This window comes from Streptomyces sp. NPDC006332, assembly GCF_040612855.1.
Classification (GTDB): Bacteria; Actinomycetota; Actinomycetes; order Streptomycetales; family Streptomycetaceae; genus Streptomyces.
This window is the reverse complement of the sequence record NZ_JBEXRA010000002.1, coordinates 1-17075: the sequence shown is the minus strand read 5'-3', so window position 1 is coordinate 17075 and position 17075 is coordinate 1. Positions and strand designations below refer to the sequence as shown.

10 protein-coding genes are annotated in these 17075 nt (G+C 72.2%); 3 read left to right on the top strand and 7 right to left on the bottom strand.

What is annotated here, in order from left to right:
• Positions 1 to 116 precede the first annotated feature (116 nt).
• Together ABZ027_RS02250 and ABZ027_RS02245 are read right to left on the bottom strand one after the other, a co-directional pair.
• Positions 117 to 3473 carry an ATP-dependent DNA helicase gene (locus tag ABZ027_RS02250; RefSeq protein WP_356763482.1) on the bottom strand — a complete coding sequence of 1119 codons (3357 nt, stop codon included), beginning with the start codon at positions 3471 to 3473 and terminating at the stop codon, positions 117 to 119.
• A 258-nt stretch (positions 3474 to 3731) separates the two neighbouring features.
• Positions 3732 to 4118, bottom strand: coding sequence for an MGMT family protein (locus ABZ027_RS02245; protein ID WP_356763480.1), 387 nt, complete (start codon positions 4116 to 4118; stop codon positions 3732 to 3734).
• A gap of 185 nt (positions 4119 to 4303) precedes the next feature.
• On the opposite strand from ABZ027_RS02245, the gene ABZ027_RS02240 reads away from it, so the two are divergent.
• From ABZ027_RS02240 to ABZ027_RS02230, 3 genes are all read left to right on the top strand, one after another.
• A complete protein-coding gene (locus ABZ027_RS02240; protein WP_356763478.1) occupies positions 4304 to 7060 on the top strand; it encodes a lysylphosphatidylglycerol synthase domain-containing protein in 2757 nt (918 codons plus the stop codon).
• Between the two features lie 81 nt (positions 7061 to 7141).
• On the top strand, positions 7142 to 8686 hold the full coding sequence (locus ABZ027_RS02235; protein WP_356763476.1) for an alpha/beta hydrolase: 1545 nt from the start codon (positions 7142 to 7144) through the stop codon (positions 8684 to 8686).
• A 227-nt stretch (positions 8687 to 8913) separates the two neighbouring features.
• Positions 8914 to 10455, top strand: a complete 1542-nt coding sequence (locus tag ABZ027_RS02230; RefSeq protein WP_356763473.1) for an alpha/beta hydrolase — start codon at positions 8914 to 8916, stop codon at positions 10453 to 10455.
• Between the two features lie 71 nt (positions 10456 to 10526).
• Here ABZ027_RS02230 and moeZ read toward each other — a convergent pair whose 3' ends face one another.
• From moeZ to ABZ027_RS02205, 5 genes are all read right to left on the bottom strand, one after another.
• The gene (moeZ, locus tag ABZ027_RS02225; protein ID WP_356763471.1) at positions 10527 to 11705 is read right to left on the bottom strand and encodes an adenylyltransferase/sulfurtransferase MoeZ; all 1179 of its coding nucleotides are present in this window, start codon (positions 11703 to 11705) and stop codon (positions 10527 to 10529) included.
• Between the two features lie 63 nt (positions 11706 to 11768).
• Positions 11769 to 12521: a spherulation-specific family 4 protein gene (locus ABZ027_RS02220; protein WP_356763469.1), complete on the bottom strand. Its 753-nt coding sequence runs from the start codon at positions 12519 to 12521 to the stop codon at positions 11769 to 11771.
• Positions 12509 to 13471: an NAD-dependent epimerase/dehydratase family protein gene (locus ABZ027_RS02215; protein ID WP_356763467.1), complete on the bottom strand. Its 963-nt coding sequence runs from the start codon at positions 13469 to 13471 to the stop codon at positions 12509 to 12511. Before ABZ027_RS02215 ends, ABZ027_RS02220 begins: the two co-directional genes overlap by 13 nt.
• Positions 13472 to 13795: 324 nt before the next feature.
• The gene (locus tag ABZ027_RS02210; protein WP_356763465.1) at positions 13796 to 15184 is read right to left on the bottom strand and encodes a hypothetical protein; all 1389 of its coding nucleotides are present in this window, start codon (positions 15182 to 15184) and stop codon (positions 13796 to 13798) included.
• Entirely contained in the window at positions 15184 to 16884 is a 1701-nt protein-coding gene (locus ABZ027_RS02205) for a DUF3492 domain-containing protein (protein ID WP_356763463.1), read from the bottom strand. The genes ABZ027_RS02210 and ABZ027_RS02205 overlap by 1 nt, the downstream gene beginning before the upstream one ends.
• Positions 16885 to 17075 lie beyond the last annotated feature (191 nt).

The window sequence follows — 17075 nt, the reverse complement described above, 5'->3', positions numbered from 1 at the left end:
CGGAGAGGCTAGTGGCGGGCACTGACAGTGGAGACCAGATCCCCGTCGGGGCAGGCCGAGGCGCAGGTCAGCACCTGTGGTGCGGTGTATCACAACAACTCGCGTCCGTACCCGGGTCACTCGACCACGTGGCGCCCCTCGGGCCGCGCGCTGCAGGACGCCCGGAACGCGCAGTGCGTGCAGTGCTGGCCCGTGCTCGGCGTGAACCGTTCGTCGAGGACCTTGCCGGCCGCCGTGGCCAGCAGGTCACCGACCCACTCCCCCGCCGCCCCTTCGAGGGGTTCCTGGGCCTGCACCTTGGGCAGGGCCTCGCCGCCGTCCCGTTGGGCGGCGGCCTGGCGCAACTGGACGAGTTCCGCGCCGCCCGCTTCGGGACGCCGGCCGTCGAAGGCCTCGTCCACGGCGCCCTCGCGGACGGCGAGTTGGTAGACGGCGAGCTGGGGGTGGCGCTCCACTTCCTTGGCGCTGGGCGTGTGCTTGCCGGTCTTGAAGTCGACGACGTAGGCACGGCCGTCGCCGTCGGCCTCCACCCGGTCCAACTGGCCGCGGATACGGACCTCGTAGTCGCCCGCTTCGAGGGTGACGTCGAAGTCGTGCTCGCTCGCCACCGGCGTCCGTCCGGTGCGGTCCATGACGTGCCATCGCAGGAAGCGTTCGAGCGCCACGCGCGCGTTGTCCTTCTCCTGGGCCGACTTCCACGGGGCGTCGAAGGCGAGTGCGTTCCACACGGAGTCGAGGCGTTCCATGAGGACGGAGAGGTCGGCCGGGGTGCGCCCGGAGGCGACCTCGTCTGCGAGGACGTGCACCACGTTGCCGAAGCCCTGGGCGGCCGTCGCGGGCGCGTCGGCCTTCACCTCGCGGCCCAGGAACCACTGCAGGGCGCAGGTGTTGGCGAGTTGGTCCAGGGCGCTGCCGGAGAGCACCACGGGCTGGTCGCGGTTGCGCAGCGGCACCTTGCTCTCGGTCGGCTCGAACATGCCCCACCAGCGGTAGGGATGGGCGGACGGCACCAACGGGCGGCCGTCCTCGTCGGACAGAGCGGCGAGCCGGGCCAGTCGGCGGGCGGCGGCCTGCCGGAGAGTCTCGGACACGCGCGGGTCGACCGTGGTGGCGCGCAGTTCGGCGACGAGTGCGGCGACGGACAGCGGGCGGCGGGGGCGGCCCGTGACGTCCCTGGGTTCGACGCCGAGTTCGGTCAGGAAGCGGGAGGGCTGGTCGCCGTCGTCGGCGGGTGCCTTCACCGCGGTGACGACGAGACGCTCACGCGCGCGGGTGGCGGCCACGTAGAACAGGCGTCGCTCCTCGGCGAGCAGCGCGCCCGGGGTGAGGGGTTCGGCGAGGCCGTCGCGGCCGATGCGGTCGGCCTCCAGGAGGGACCCGCGGCGGCGCAGGTCCGGCCACAGGCCCTCCTGGACGCCCGCGACGACCACCAGGCGCCACTCCAGGCCCTTGGAGCGGTGCGCGGTCATCAGGCGGACGGCGTCCGGGCGTACGGCACGTCGGGTGAGGGTGTCGGCGGCGATGTCCTCGGCGTCGATCTCCTCGAGGAAGTTCAGGGTGCCCCGGCCGCCGGTGCGCTCCTCCGCGCGGGCCGCGGTCGCGAACAGCGCGCACACGGCGTCCAGGTCCCGGTCGGCGTTGCGTCCGGCGGCGCCGCCGCGGCGGGCGGCCCGCTCCAGGCGGGTGGGCCACGGTGTGCCCTCCCACAGGTCCCACAGCGCCTCCTCGGCCGTGCCACCACCCGCGAGGCGCTCGCGGGCCTTCCGCAGCAGCGCGCCGAGCCGCTGGGCACCGCGCGCGTACGCGGGGTCGTGCACGGCCAGTCGCTCCGGTTCGGCCAGCGCCCGCGCGAGCAGGTCGTCCGAGGGCGGCGGCAGGGCGTTGCCCGCGGCCCGCTCCTCGTCGCGCAGGGCACGTCCGAGGCGGCGCAGATCGGCGGCGTCCATGCTGGCGAGAGGGGACGTGAGTAGCGACAGGGCGGTCTCGGTGTCGAGCCAGCAGGCATCCGATTTCGGTTCGGCTCCCGGTTCGGCGGAGAGCGGCGCACCGCTGTTCTCCCCCGTGGCCGGCGTCCGGGCCGCTTCCACCGTGGCCACCGCCCGCAGTGCCGTCAGCAGCGGGGCCACCGCCGGTTCGTGCCGCAGCGGGAGGTCGTCACCGTCGATGTCCAGGGGAACACCGGCCGCGGTCAGGGCGCGGCGGACCGTGGGGAGCGTGCGGGCTCCGGCGCGCACCAGGACGGCCATCTCGCTCCACGGGACACCGTCCTCCAGGTGTGCCCTGCGGAGGATGTCGGCGACGTTGTCCAGCTCGGTTCCGGGGGTCGGGTACGTGTGGACCTCGACGGTGCCGCCTTCCCGTACCGGAGTGAGCTCCCGGTGGGCGCGTGCCTTGTCGGCCGGGAGCCGGGTCAGCGGCATGCGCTGCGTCAGCAGCCGGGTCGCGGCCAGCAGGGTGGCGCCCGAGCGGCGGGAGGTGCGCAGCACCTCCACCGGCGCGGGGCGGCCGTCCGCGCGCGGGAAGTCCCGGGGGAACTCCAGGATGCCGTTCACGTCCGCGCCCCTGAAGGCGTAGATCGACTGGTCGGGGTCGCCGAACGCGACCAGGGTGCGGCCGCCGCCGGCCAGGGCGTGCAGCAGCCGTACCTGTGCCGGGTCGGTGTCCTGGTACTCGTCGACGAGGACGGCGTCGTACTGCGCGGCGAGCCGTGCGGCGACCTCGGGCCGGCGGGCGAGGAGGACCGCGCGGTGGACCAGTTCGGCGTAGTCGAGGACGCCCTGGAGGTCGAGGACGTCGAGGTACTCGGCGAGGAAGGCGGCCGCCGCGCGCCAGTCGGGGCGGCCGATACGGCGGGCGAAGGCGTCCAGCGCGCCGGGGTCCAGGCCCAGTTCGCGGGTGCGCGCGAGGACCGCGCGGACCTCGTCGGCGAAGCCACGGGTGGTCAGACAGGCGCGCAGTTCGTCCGGCCAGCGCACGTGCGCGAGGCCGAGCCGTTCCAGGTCGGGCTGGCCGGCCAGCAGTTCCCGGACGGCGACGTCCTGCTCGGGGCCGGACAGCAGCCGCAGCGGCTCGACGAACAGGTCGGTGTCCTGGTGGGCGCGGACCAGGGCGTAGCAGAACGAGTGGAAGGTGGTCGCCTGGGGTGCGCGGGCGGCTCCGATGCGCAGCGCCATGCGGTCGCGCAGTTCGACGGCGGCCTTACGGCTGAACGTCAGCACCAGGATGCGCGCCGGGTCCCCTCCTCGGGCGATCCGTGCCGCCACCGACTCGACGAGGGTGGTGGTCTTGCCGGTGCCCGGACCTGCGAGGACGAGCAGCGGGCCGGTCCGGTGGTCAACCACGGAGCGTTGTGCGGCGTCAAGACGAGGGGGATCGACCCGGGCCGGCGGGGTACGGACAAGTCGGTAAGCACCACGGTTCCCCTGTCGCACCTGGGTGTGCGACAGGCGCCTGGTGGAGGAAGAGGAGCTCACGTGGTTCGCCGGTCCTGGTGGGTGTGCTGTGGGAAGGACCGCCGCGCTCGGCGGGCGGCAGGCCTGGGGGTGAGAGGTGCGCGCGCGGCCGACGCTACGCCGACGAGCGGTGCGGAAGCGGTACTTCCCCTTCTTCCCTCGGGGAACTCCCGACCCGTACGCCCCTCGCCCCACGAACGTACTTCATGCCACGGACGTGCCCTGTTTCCCCCGTACGGGCCTCCGGGTGTCCCTGGGCCGGTCCGATGGCGGAAGCTGTCAGGTGTGACCCTCCGTGTGTTCACCGCCGTCCCATCGGGCCTGTCTCATGTCGACCCGTGGCAGATGGCCCTCGGCGGCTTGGCTCGCCTGCTTCAGGGGGGTGCCCTCCTCGCGGTACCGGGACAGCGCCTCCACTTCATGGCCGGGGATCAGGACACCGTCCGCGCGGACGACACGCCACCACGGAACGGCTCCTCCATAGAGGGACATGACCCGGCCGACCTGACGGGGGCCGCCCGCCTCCAGCCACTCGGCGATGTCGCCGTAGGTCATCACGCGCCCGGGCGGGATGCGTTCGGCGACGTCGAGGACCCGCTCGGCGTACTCCGGCAACGCGTCCGCGTACTCCGCGCGGATGTCAGGCGGAAGGCTCTCCTCGCTCATCCGACCCATCCTGCCCCACCCCACCGACAGTGTGACGCCCGCGTGACTGTGCGTATTCCTCGCTCCGGGTCGGCCCTTCGGGCAGACTGTGCGCCCCACATGTGCACCCTGACGCCCGTGACTGTCGGTGGGGCATGCCACCATCGTGCGGGCGGTGACTGGTGATACGAGACCAAGAAGAGGCGATGGAGCAGCAGGGCGTGCATCCCGACGACGCGGAGAGCACCTCTGACGCCTCGTCGCGCCCGGACAGCGGCGACGCGGTCGAGAAGAACACCGGAAAGAAGAACACCGGAAAGAGGGCGGCGGGGCAGCCCGAGCCCGACGTCGAGGAGCCTGACGAGGTGCGTGCCGACGAGGTCGAGGGAGACGAGCCGCTGCTCCCCGCGCGGGTGCACCGGCCCTCCGACCTCATGCGGCTGCTGATCGGCGTGCTGGCCGTCGTCATGCTGCTGGCGATCGCCGCGTTCGCGCACGGCACCACCTCGGGTCTCGAACAGGACATCAACAAGGGCACCGGACAGGCGCCCGACCTGCTGATCAAGATCGCGGGGCTCGCCTCCAGCATCGCGATCCTGCTGGTGCCGGTCGCGTTCGCGATCGAACGGCTGATCAAGCGTGACGGGCTGCGGATCGCCGACGGCGTCCTCGCGGCGGTCCTGGCACACGGGGTGACCCTCGCCACGGACCTGTGGGTCGCCAAAGCCGCCCCCGACTCCATCCAGGAGGCGCTCACCCAGCCCTCCCCCGGCGACATCCACGCCCTGACCGATCCGGTGCACGGCTATCTGGCCCCCGTCATCGCCTACATGACGGCGGTCGGCATGTCACGCAGACCGCGCTGGCGGGCCGTGCTGTGGATCGTGCTGATGCTCGACGCGTTCTCGATGCTCGTCACCGGCTACACCACGCCGTTCTCGATCATCCTGACCGTGCTGATCGGCTGGACCGTGGCCTACGGAACGCTGTACGCGGTCGGCTCCCCCAACGTCCGCCCGACCGGGCGGACCCTGATGGCGGGCCTGAGAACCGTCGGTTTCCACCCGGTGAGCGCGGCCCGTGAGGAGACCCCGGACACCCCGGAGACCGGCGACCGCGGCCGACGCTACTTCGTCACCCTGGAGGACGGCCCGCCGCTGGACGTGACGGTGGTCGACCGGGAACAGCAGGCCCAGGGCTTCTTCTACCGTGCCTGGCGCAACCTGACCCTGCGCGGCTTCGCCACCCGCAGCAGCCTGCCGTCGCTGCGGCAGGCACTGGAGCAGGAGGCGCTGCTCGCGTACGCGGCCATCGCGGCCGGTGCCAACGCGCCCAAGCTGATCGCCACCTCCGAACTGGGCCCCGACGCGGTGATACTCGTCTACGAGCACACCGGCGGGCGCACCCTGGACTCCCTCGCGGACGAGGAGATCACCGACGACCTGCTGCGCGACACCTGGCTCCAGGTGCAGGCGTTGCAGTCCCGGCGTATCGCACACCGCAGGCTCGTCGGTGACGCGATCCTGGTGGATCGTTCCGGCACGGTGATCCTCACCGACCTGCGCGTCGGCGAGATCGCGGCGGGCGACCTGCTGCTGCGTATGGACGTCTCCCAGCTGCTGGTGACGCTCGGCCTGCGGGTCGGAGCGGAGCGCGCGGTGGACGCCGCGCTGAGTGTTCTCGGGCCCGACGCCGTCGCCGACTGCCTGCCGATGCTGCAGCCCATCGCACTGAGCCGCTCCACGCGTGCGACGCTGCGAAGGATGGCCAGGGACCGGGCCGAGCGCGAACGCGAGGCGGTCCTCGACGCGTCCCGGCAGGCCAAGCAAGCCCGCCTGGAGTCGGCGGCGGACGACACCGCACCCGTGCTCGAGAAGCCCGACAAGAAGGCCGTGCGCGCGGAGGCCAGGGCCGAGAAGCGGGCCATCGACGAGGCCGTGGAAGAGGCCCGGGAGGAGGATCTGCTCACCCAGATCCGCCACCAGGTGCTGCTGATCCGGCCGCAGGCACCGGTCGAACCGGCCCGGCTGGAACGGGTGCGTCCGCGCACGCTGATCAGTTTCATCGCCGGCGCCATCGGCGCGTACTTCCTGCTCACGCAGCTCACCCACATCGAGTTCGGCCCGCTGGTGGCCAACGCGGAGTGGGGCTGGGTCGCCGCGGCCGTGCTGTTCTCCGCGGCGAGCTACTTCGCGGCGGCGATGGCGCTGCTGGGCTTCGTGCCGGAGCGGGTGACCTTCCTGCGGACCGTCGCGGCGCAGGTCGCGGGGTCGTTCGTGAAGATCGTCGCACCGGCCGCGGTGGGCGGTGTCGCCCTGAACACGCGCTTCCTGCAGCGCGCGGGAGTGCGGCCGGGGCTCGCGGTGGCGAGTGTCGGCGCGTCGCAGCTGTTCGGGCTCGGCTGCCACATCCTGATGCTGCTGTCCTTCGGCTATCTGACCGGCACCGAGAAGACCCCGTCGCTGTCACCGTCCCGGACGGTCATCGCGGGTCTGCTGACGGTCGCGGTGCTCGTGCTGGTCGTGACCTCGGTCCCGTTCCTGCGGAAGTTCGTCTCCACGCGCGTGAGGTCGCTGTTCGCGGGTGTGGTGCCGCGCATGCTCGACGTGCTCCAGCGGCCGCAGAAGCTGGTCACCGGCATCGGCGGCATGCTGCTGCTGACCGCCTGCTTCGTGATGTGCCTGGACGCCTCAATCAGGGCGTTCGGCGACCAGACGACCTCGCTGAGCATCGCCAGCGTCGCGGTCGTCTTCCTGGCCGGTAACGCCCTGGGGTCCGCGGCGCCGACGCCGGGCGGTGTGGGCGCGGTGGAGGCGACCCTGACGGTCGGTCTGATCGCCATCGGTCTGCCCAAGGAGGTCGCCGCGCCGGCGGTGCTGTTGTTCCGGCTGTTGACCCTGTGGCTGCCGGTGCTGCCGGGGTGGCTCGCCTTCAACCATCTGACCCGCAAGGGCGCGCTGTAGGAAGCGCTGTGAGGAGTGCCGCGGTACTTCTTACAGCCCGTGCCCCGAGCGGTCTCCCGGCGACGACGCCAAGATGGGACCATGCCCGCTTCCTTCCGGCTGCGCGCCACCGCCCTCACCGCCACCGCCCTGCTGTTGGCCTCCGTGCTGGCCGGCTGCGGCGGCGACTCCCACAACGAGGACCTTCCGGCGCAGAAGCTGAGCTGGGGGGACTGCCCGGCGCCGTCCCCGGCGGAGGGCGGCGGTGACCCCCCGCCTCCGCTGCCGGACGGCGACCCGTGGCAGTGCGCCACCCTGAAGGCCCCCCTCGACTGGGACGAGCCCGACGGGGACACGATAGACCTCGCGCTGATCCGGGCGGAGGCGAGCGGCGCCGCGCGCGAACGGATCGGTTCGCTCGTCTTCAACTTCGGCGGCCCCGGCGGCTCGGGAGTCACCGCCCTGCCCTCCTTCGGTGAGGACTACGCGAACCTGCGCACGCGCTACGACCTGGTGAGCTTCGACCCGCGCGGCGTCGGCCGCAGCGCCCCCGTGGAATGCGAGAACGCCGCCCAGCTCGACGCGTACTTCCAGCAGGACGCCACCCCCGACGACGCGACCGAGCGCACCGCGTGGCTGGACAACACCAAGGAGTTCAACGCGGCCTGCGAGGAGAACTCCAAGAAGGTGCTGCCGCACGTGCGCACCACCGACGCGGCCCGCGACATGAACCTCATGCGCCAGGTCCTCGGCGACGACAAGCTGTACTACTTCGGCATCTCCTACGGCACCGAACTCGGTGGCGTGTACGCGCACCTGTTCCCGAAGAAGGTCGGCCGTGCGGTGTTCGACGCGGTCGTCGACCCCACCCAGAGCCCCGAACAGGGCTCTCTCGCACAGGCCGAGGGCTTCCAGCTCGCCCTCGACAACTTCGCCGAGGACTGCGCGTCGAAACCCGAGGGCTGCCCCATCGGCGACAGCGCGCGGAACGTCGAGGACCGCATCGGCGAGCTGCTCAAGAACCTCGACAGCGAGCCCATCCCCGGTATCCCGCCGCGTGACCTGACCCAGACCGACGCGATCAACGGCATCGCGCAGGCGTTGTACTCGAAGGACTTCTGGGAGTACCTCGCCGAAGGGATTGAACAGGCGTACGAAGGGAACGGTCAGATCCTGATGGCGCTGTCCGACTCGTTGAACGGCCGCAACCAGAACGGCGAGTACAGCAACCTCGCCGCCGCCAACATCGCCATCAACTGCGCGGACGACACTCCGCGCTACAGCGCCGACTACGTCGTGCGGAAACTGCCCGAGTTCCGCGCCGCCTCGGCGGTGTTCGGCGACTTCCTCGCCTGGGGCCTGGTCAGCTGCACCGACTGGGCCGTGCCGGGCGCGGCCGACCATCCCGACGTGAGTGCGCCCGGGTCCGCGCCGATCCTCGTGGTGGGCAACACGGGCGACCCGGCCACGCCGTACGAAGGTGCGCGGAGGATGGTGTCGGCCCTCGGCAAGGGCGTCGGGGTGGAGCTGACGTACAAGGGGCAGGGACACGGGGCGTACGACAGCAAGAACAAGTGCGTGCAGGACGCCGTGAACGGCTACCTGCTGAACGGGACGGTTCCGGCACCGGGAACGGTCTGCTCCTGACGTCGCCCGCTACGTCACGGCCGACCGAGCGACCGACGGAGGACCAGGGGCCGACCGGGCCTACCGACGGACAGCCGACGGACGACCGATGGGCAGCGAGCCCAAATTCAGCAATACCCGCAGGTCAGGACGTTATCCACAGGCCCCGGCGGTCATCTCGTGATCCGCCTACCATGGCGGGAAAGCCATCCGCGGCACAGAGTGGAAGGCCTGCGAGGGGGGACGCGATGAGGAGTTTCGCACGGTGGACGGCTCTGGGTGCCGCCGTCGCACTGCTGGTGACGGGGTGCGGCGGCTCGTCGGGAGGCGACAGGGGCGGCGGGAGGACCGACCGAGCCCAGCCGACGGCCGGCCCGTCCGCGTCGGCCGGCGATCTGCCCTCCGCACTGACCTCGCAGAGACTCGACTGGGGACGCTGCAAGGCCACCGCGGACTCCACCCCACCGGGCAGCGACTGGCAGTGTGCGACGCTCAGGGCGCCACTGGACTGGTCGAAGCCGGACGGCGACACGATCGGGCTCGCACTCATCCGCACCAAGGCCCGGGACGAGAACCGCATCGGCTCCCTGCTGTTCAACTTCGGAGGCCCCGGCAGCTCCGGCGTGTCCACCATGCCGGCGTACGCCGCCGTCTCCGTGCTCCGCGAGCGCTACGACCTGGTCAGCTGGGACCCGCGCGGGGTGGCCGCGAGCGAGGGCGTCCGCTGTCGCGGCGACCAGCAGATCCAGGCGGCCGAAACGGTGGACATCACCCCGGACACCCCCACCGAGGAGAAGGCGTACCTCCAGGACTCCACCGACTTCGGAAAGGGCTGCCAGAAGGACGCCGGCGCGCTGCTGGCGCACGTCTCGACCACCGACACCGCCCGCGACATGGACCTGATGAGGCAGGTCCTCGGCGACAGGAAGACGCACTACTTCGGCATCTCCTACGGGACCGCGCTCGGCGGGGTGTACGCGCATCTCTTCCCGCGGAACGTGGGCCGACTGGTCCTCGACGCGGTCAGCGACCCGAGCGCCGACATGGTGGGCCACAGGAAGAATCAGGCCCGCGGCTTCCAACGGGCACTGAACGCCTACCTCAAGTCGACCGGCCAGGACCCCGAGCAGGGGTCACGGAGGATCGCGGACCTGTTGAAGCGGCTCGACGCGAACCCACTGCCGACGTCGTCGGGGCGGAAGCTGACGCAGGCGCTCGCCTACCTCGGCGTCATCCTGCCGCTGTACAGCGAGGACAGCTGGCCCACCCTGACCAGCGCGCTGGACACCGCGCAGCGGGGGGACGGTTCGGAGCTGCTGGCGCTCGCCGACGACTACAACGAGCGTGACCCCTCGGGCCGCTACGGCACGGGGGCCCATGCACAACGAGTCATATCGTGCCTGGACGACAGGCAGCGGCCGACGGTCGAGGAGACGAGGAGACTGCTGCCGGAGTTCGAGAAGATCTCCCCCGTCTTCGGGCCCTTCCTGGGCTGGGACACGGCCGGCTGGTGCCACGACTGGCCAGTGGCCGGCCAGTACGAGACACCGGAGGTGAGCGCTCCCGGAGCGGCGCCGATCCTGGTGGTCGGCAACACCGGCGACCCGGCGACGCCGTACGAGGGCACCGCGAAGATGGCCGCCGAACTGGGCGAGGACGTGGGCGTGGTGCTCACCTGGAAGGGCGAGGGCCACGGGGCGTACGGCAGCGGGAGCGACTGCGTGGACTCCACGGTGAACGCGTACCTGCTGGCCGGCACCGTGCCGAGGGACGGCAAGGTCTGCTCATGACGGCGGCGGGGGCTTCGGGCACTCGCGGCACCCGAAGCCCCCGCCGTCATCCGACTGGGACGAGCCGAAGCTCAGTACACCGGCTTGTCGGGCTCGATCTGGTTGACCCAACCGATCACACCGCCGCCGACGTGCACGGCGTCGGAGAAGCCCGCGGACTTCAGGACCGCGAGGACTTCCGCACTGCGGACACCCGTCTTGCAGTGCAGGACGATCTTCTTGTCCTGCGGGAGGGACTCCAGGGCGGTGCCCATCAGGAACTCGTTCTTCGGGATCAGCTTGGCGCCCGGGATGGAGACGATCTCGTACTCGTTGATCTCGCGGACGTCGATGATCTCGATGTTCTCGCCGTCGTCGATCCACTCCTTGAGCTGCTTGGGAGTGATCGTCGAACCGGCCGCCGCCTCCTGGGCCTCCTCGGAGACGACGCCGCAGAAGGCCTCGTAGTCGATGAGTTCGGTGACGGTCGGGTTCTCACCGCACACCGCGCAGTCCGGGTCCTTGCGGACCTTGACCTGGCGGTACTGCATCTCCAGGGCGTCGTAGATCATCAGACGGCCGACCAGCGGCTCACCGATGCCGGCGAGGAGCTTGATGGCCTCGTTGACCTGGATGGAGCCGATGGACGCGCACAGCACGCCCAGGACGCCGCCCTCGGCGCAGGAGGGGACCATGCCCGGCGGCGGGGGCTCGGGGTAGAGGCAGCGGTAGCAGGGACCGTGCTCGGACCAGAAGACGGAGGCCTGGCCGTCGAAGCGGTAGATCGAGCCCCATACGTACGGCTTGTTGAGCAGCACGCAGGCGTCGTTGACCAGGTAGCGGGTCGCGAAGTTGTCCGTGCCGTCGACGATCAGGTCGTACTGGCTGAAGATGTCCATCACGTTCTCGGCCTCGAGCCGCTCTTCGTGAAGGACCACGTTCACATAGGGGTTGATGCCGAGGACGGAGTCGCGCGCGGACTCGGCCTTGGAGCGGCCGATGTCGGCCTGGCTGTGGATGATCTGGCGCTGCAGGTTCGACTCGTCGACCTCGTCGAACTCCACGATGCCGAGCGTGCCCACGCCTGCGGCGGCCAGGTACATCAGCGCCGGCGAGCCCAGGCCGCCGGCGCCCACACAGAGCACCTTGGCGTTCTTCAGCCGCTTCTGCCCGTCCATCCCGACGTCGGGGATGATCAGGTGGCGGGAGTACCTGCGGACCTCGTCTACGGTGAGCTCGGAAGCGGGCTCGACCAGGGGTGGCAGCGACACGGGAACTCCGTTGGTCGGTCAATCACTACAGTTGTTCTCCTGGTAACAGTGCCATGGGCTTCTTCATTCCGAGACACCCGTTCCGATACGCGAGACGATGTCGTCCCAGTAGCCGGGCATGGTCTCCCAGGGGTCGCTGCGGCCGAAACGGTCCGTGCGGTCGGTGAAGTAGACGGTCGCGGCGCCCTGCCAGCGGGCGATGCGCAGCGCCTCGTCGAGGTGGCCGCGTGGGACACCGTGGACGAAGTGGCAGAAGCGCTCGGGCGAGTGCTCTGCGGTCCACTCGGCCACCTGCGACCAGCGGTAGTCGCTCCACGAGCCGGAGAACGTGACCAGTTGGTCGGCGGTCTCGGCGTAGCCGGGGTACGGGTGGGTGCCGTGGCCGAGAACGATGTGGGCGCGGTCGCTGATCGCTCGGAGCGTGGTGACCGTCCGGCGGACCTCGGGGAGGGCGACCCGTTCGGTCGGGCAGCGGCCCAGCAGGAAGCCGTCGACCCGGTACCAGTCGATGTAGCGGTGCGCGTCGGAGATCATCTCCCCGAAGGCACGGGCCCCGTAGGTGGCGTCGAGGTGGCCGAGGACCCGGATCCCCGCGTTGCGCAGCCGCCCGGCCGCCTCCAGGCAGTGCTGGTCGGGGCGGGTGCCGGGGCCGTGGCCCGTGATGTTCAGGACGACCCAGTGCAGCGGGGTGCCGGGGCGGATGAGTTCGGCCCATTCCGCCGGGGCGACGAGGGGGTGGGCGAAGCCCGGGATGCCGAGGGCGGTGCGCAGGTCGGTGCTCGCCGTGCCGGGGGTGGCGCCGGTCAGATGCGGCATGCCGCCTCCATCCAGATGTCGGCCAGGGATTCCTCCAGGTTGATCCGCGGGCGCCAGCCGAGCCGGTCGCGTGCGGTGCGCACGTCGGCCTGCTGCCAGGTGCCGCAGCCGTCCGGGTACGGGTACGCGACCGGGGCCGCGTGGTCCGGCTCGGTGCGGGGGTGGCCGATGGTCGCCCTGAGGTGGCTGCCGGGGGGCCCGTCGAGCTCCTGGAGGGAACCGCCGTATCCGGCGACGCGCGCGAGGATCGCGGCGGCGTCACGCAGCCGGACGGCGCGGCCGGAGCCGATGTTGATGACGCCCTGCGCGGCGGAGAGCGAGGCGGCGTGCACGGCGCGGGCGACATCGCGTACGTCGACGAAGTCCCGTTGGGCGCCGAGGCCGCCGAGTTTGAGCTCGCCGTCGCCGGACTGCATGGCGCGCCGCATGGCCTCGGCGAGCCGGCCGAGCGGGGAGCCTGCGGGGGTCCCGGGGCCGGCCGGGGAGAACACCCGCAGGACCACGGCGTCCAGGCCCGAGCCGAGGACGAGTTCGGTGGCGGCGAGCTTGCTGACGCCGTACGGCCCACCGGGGCGGGGGACGGCGTCCTCGGCGGTGGAGGAACCGGGCTGGCTGGGGCCGTACTCGGCGCCGCAGCCGATCTGCACGAGGCGGGCGCCGCATCCGCTGCGCCGCAGCGCCTCGCAGACGGTGGCGACGGCGACGGTGTTGTGGCGGGTGAGGTCGCGCGCGCCGCCCCGGGTGGCTCCGGCACAGTTGATGACGACTCCGGGGTGGACCGCGTCGAGGAAACGGGTGAGGGCGCCGGGGCTGCCGGTCGCCAGGTCGAAGCGGACGTCGGCGTCGTCGCCACGGCCGAGGGCGGTGAGCTGGACGGCCGGGTCGGCGAGCAGGCGGTCGGCGACGAAGCGGCCGAGGTAGCCGTTGGCTCCGATCAGCAGAACTCTCATCGGGCTGCTCCCGGGGCCGAGGCGTCGGGTCGGGAGGTGATCATGTGGTGGTCTCCTTCGAGAAGGTGCGGTGCGGGTGCGGGTGCCTGCGGCTCCGGGGCCTGGTACCGACGCGGGCCACCGCGCTCGGGCGCGGTCGCGGGTGCGGCTGCTTGTGGCACCGGGCAGGGGGTCCTGTGGCGTGCTGTGCGGGTGAGTGCTGGTGCGGGTCCTGCCGGGGGGCGGGTGTGCGGGGCGGCGGCAATCGGCAGGCGGCGGTCCCTCGCGATCCGGCGGTCATGGCTGTGGTCATGGCTGCGGTCACAGCGGTGGTCATGGCTGAGGTCATGGCTGCTCACCGGGGTGGGCGTGGGCCGACGCTCGGGTCAGCGTGCGCAGCGCGTGGACCAGGAGGGTCAGGGCGCCCAGGCCGCAGATGAGGGTCGGGACGGCGCCCGGCCCCCAGGCGTCGGTGATCGTCTGGACGGGCACGGCCAGGAGGTCGCAGCCGGGGAGGCGGGCCGCGAAGACGGTGGCCAGGGCCGATGCCTGAGAGGCCGCCGCGACCGCGAGGACGGCCTTCGGGGCGTGGGTGAAGCCGTGGACGGCGAGGAGGCGGGCGAGGAACAGGAGGGCACCCAGGGTCAGGGTCTGGGCGTAGGGGGGTGATTCGTCGAGGGCCCGGCCGGCTCCGGCCAGGAGGGCGGTGAGGGCGACGAGGAACAGGGCGAACGTGCCGAGCAGGAGTGGGCGTACGGAGGCGGCGAAGTCCTCCAGCCCTCGGCTGGCGGTCAGTCTGCGGCCGACCCGGACGGCGAAGAGGTGGGCGCTCAAGGCGGCGGGTGCGCAGGCCCAGGCGAGGGCGAGTGCGGGCGCCGTGGCGAGGGGCCAGGGGGAGTTCGCGGTGCCGTCGGGGAGGTTGTCGGGGCCACCGGCCAGGGCCGCGCCGAGCAGCCCGTCGCCGAGGACGGCGTAGGCCACGAGCCAGGCCGTCCAGGCGCCGGTGGCGCTCCGCTGGGTGCGGCCCCTGGTGCCGAGCTGGCCGCGGTCGAGCGCGGCCCGCACCCCGAGGGCCACGGCGAGAACGCCCACGGCGGCGATGGTCAGGCGGGCTCGTCCGTGGGTGAGGTGCAGGCCGACCACCGTGCCCGTGCAGAGGGCGCCGGGAAGGAGGGTGAGCAGTACCTGGCCGGCGCCTGCCTGCGGGGCGTCGCTCGATGTCGGGTTCGAGGGCGTTTCGCCGTCGCGGGGGACGCGGGCGTACATCTCCTCGGCGAGGGAGAAGACGTCACGGTGTCGGAAGCGGGCCGCGGTGCGGTCCGTGACGCCGTGCGCCTCCAGGCCCGCCGCGATCTCCAGGGGGTCCACGGCACGTTCGCACAGTTCGCGGTGACGGTGCATCAGTGCCTTCACCGGGTCCGCGGCGCCTGCTCGGCGGGCGGCGGGGACGGTCGGGCGGGCTCCGGGGGCTTCGACACCGCCGGTGGCCCCGGCGACGGGCCCCGCGACGGCCCCGGCGACGAGCCCGACCCCTGCCTCGGGGGCGGCGTCCGACGCCAGGTCCAGGTCGGCCGACCCGTGCACGGACCGCTCCCCCGACTCCGTCTCCGTCTCCGTCGCCCCCGCCGTCCCCCCCGACTCCGCCTCCGTCCTGATCGACTTCCGCGACCGCTGCTCACACGGCTCGGCGTCGCTCGGGCTCCCGTGGCGGTCCAACTCACCCAGTCCGCTCATCACGCTCCCTCCCCCGCGGCGATCGGCGCGGTGGCCCGTCCCTGCTGTTCCGCCGCCCAGGCGGGTCCGCCGCGAGCCACCACACGCGCGCCCCGGTCGGTCCAGTAGCCGGGTACGTGGGACTCGGCGGGCGCGGCGAACGGCAAGGGCTCACCGGTCTCGTCGAGGACGACGTGCCGGACCGGGTTGCGCGAGACGATCTCCAGGTAAATGCCGTGAAATGCCGCGATGTTCTGCTCGACGGTGAACAGTTCCAGCGCACGGGCGCGCGCGGCGGCACCCAGGCGCGCACGGCGCTCGGGGTCACGCAGCAGCGCCAGGCACGCGTCGGCGAGCGCCCGCGGATTGCGCGGGGGCACGACCAGCCCGGTGCCGCCGATGACCTCCACGACCGCGCCGACATCGGTGGAGACCGTCGCGCGACCGCAGAACATGGCCTCGATCAGACTGACGGGGAAACCCTCGACCACGCTGGACAGGACGGCCACGCAGCCCGCGGCGTACGCGTCGGCGAGGGTCGGCAGGTCCGGGCCGCCTCGCTCCTCGAAGGAGACCGGATTGTCGCCGACGGCGTGCGGCCCGTCGGCCTCGTCCGGGAAGAGCTGCGCGGCCAGCACCTTGCAGTGCCCGAGATACGCGGCGCCCTCGGGACCCGCGGGGGCGCCGACGATCCGCAGCCGGGCCTTGGGCTCCTCCTTGCGGATCTCAGCGAAGGCGTGCAGCAACGACACCAGGTCCTTGGTCGGCTCCACCCGGCCCACCCAGACGACGGTGTCGGGGTCGGCGCACTCCGACGACTCCCCGACCTCCGTGAAGTCGGAGGCGTCCATGCCCGGGTAGACCGTGCGGAGCTTGTCGCGGTCCGCGCCGCAGCGCTCCTGCCAGCGCCGGGCGTGCGCGTTGCCGGGCGTGACGATCGCGGCCCTGCCGTAGGCCTCGGCGGCGAGCCTGCCGTGGAAGGCGGTGAGCAGGGCCCGTACGCCGGGCGCGGCCTCGGTCGCGGTCAGGTAGTGGGTGCGCAGCCGCACGCCGTACTCGGTCACCAGCAACGGCACCCCGACGAAGTGGCGTGCGAGCAGCCCGGGCAGGGCCGCGGGGCCGCCGGACGCCGCGTGGCACAGGTCGACGGAGCCAAGACCCTCGTCCTCGTACCAGTCGAGCGAGAGGGGGCGCAGGGCACGTTCCAGATGCCCGGCGACGGCGAGCAGTTCGGGTACGCGCGCCTCACGCGCCACGCGAGGCGCGCCGGGCGCGCGACAGGCGCGTTCGAGGGCGCGCACGGCTGCCTCGGAACGGAGTGCTCCCGCCAGTCCGCCGTGCTCGCGGGCGAGTTCGGCGAGCCCGTACAGCCCGCTGGCGAAACGGTCCGCCTCGGTGGCGGACGGCTCCTCGGAAGCCTCAGCCGGGCCCCCGTGACACAACGAGGCCGCCAACTCGCCGTAGCACTCGGCGAACCGCCGGCGTGCGCGCCGTCCGTACACCACCCCGTCGTCCTCCGCGGTCCACAGCGGTGCCGTACGCACCCTGCTGACCTGCGGCGGCAGCGGGACCCAGCCCTCGTCCTCCTGGCGTTCACTGCGACTGAGCGCGTAGATGTCGAACTCGTGCTGCTCAAGCCCGCGCACGAGCCGGTCGCACCAGAGCCTGGCATCACCGCTCACATACGGATAGCCACCCTCCGTAAGCAGTCCGATGCGCACGAGCGCACCCCCGATCTCCCGTATGGAGAGCCGCCGTTGGCCCGGCAGCTCGCAGCGGGACGAACGTATGCGGACAAGGCGGTGGCGCGACGGACTCCCGACTCGACCGTCGGTCTCTTCCAGCACGACCGGGTGCCCTACCTGGGGTGGCCGGTGGCACTGGTGGTCGCCGAGACACCCGAGCAGGCACG

Coding starts and splice junctions, on each gene's coding strand:
- ABZ027_RS02220 (WP_356763469.1), bottom strand. CDS start 12,521: ATGCCGCATCTGACCGGCGCCACCCCCGGCACGGCGAGCACCGACCTG.
- ABZ027_RS02240 (WP_356763478.1), top strand. CDS start 4,304: ATGGAGCAGCAGGGCGTGCATCCCGACGACGCGGAGAGCACCTCTGAC.
- ABZ027_RS02215 (WP_356763467.1), bottom strand. CDS start 13,471: ATGAGAGTTCTGCTGATCGGAGCCAACGGCTACCTCGGCCGCTTCGTC.
- ABZ027_RS02245 (WP_356763480.1), bottom strand. CDS start 4,118: ATGAGCGAGGAGAGCCTTCCGCCTGACATCCGCGCGGAGTACGCGGAC.
- ABZ027_RS02210 (WP_356763465.1), bottom strand. CDS start 15,184: ATGAGCGGACTGGGTGAGTTGGACCGCCACGGGAGCCCGAGCGACGCC.
- ABZ027_RS02230 (WP_356763473.1), top strand. CDS start 8,914: ATGAGGAGTTTCGCACGGTGGACGGCTCTGGGTGCCGCCGTCGCACTG.
- ABZ027_RS02235 (WP_356763476.1), top strand. CDS start 7,142: ATGCCCGCTTCCTTCCGGCTGCGCGCCACCGCCCTCACCGCCACCGCC.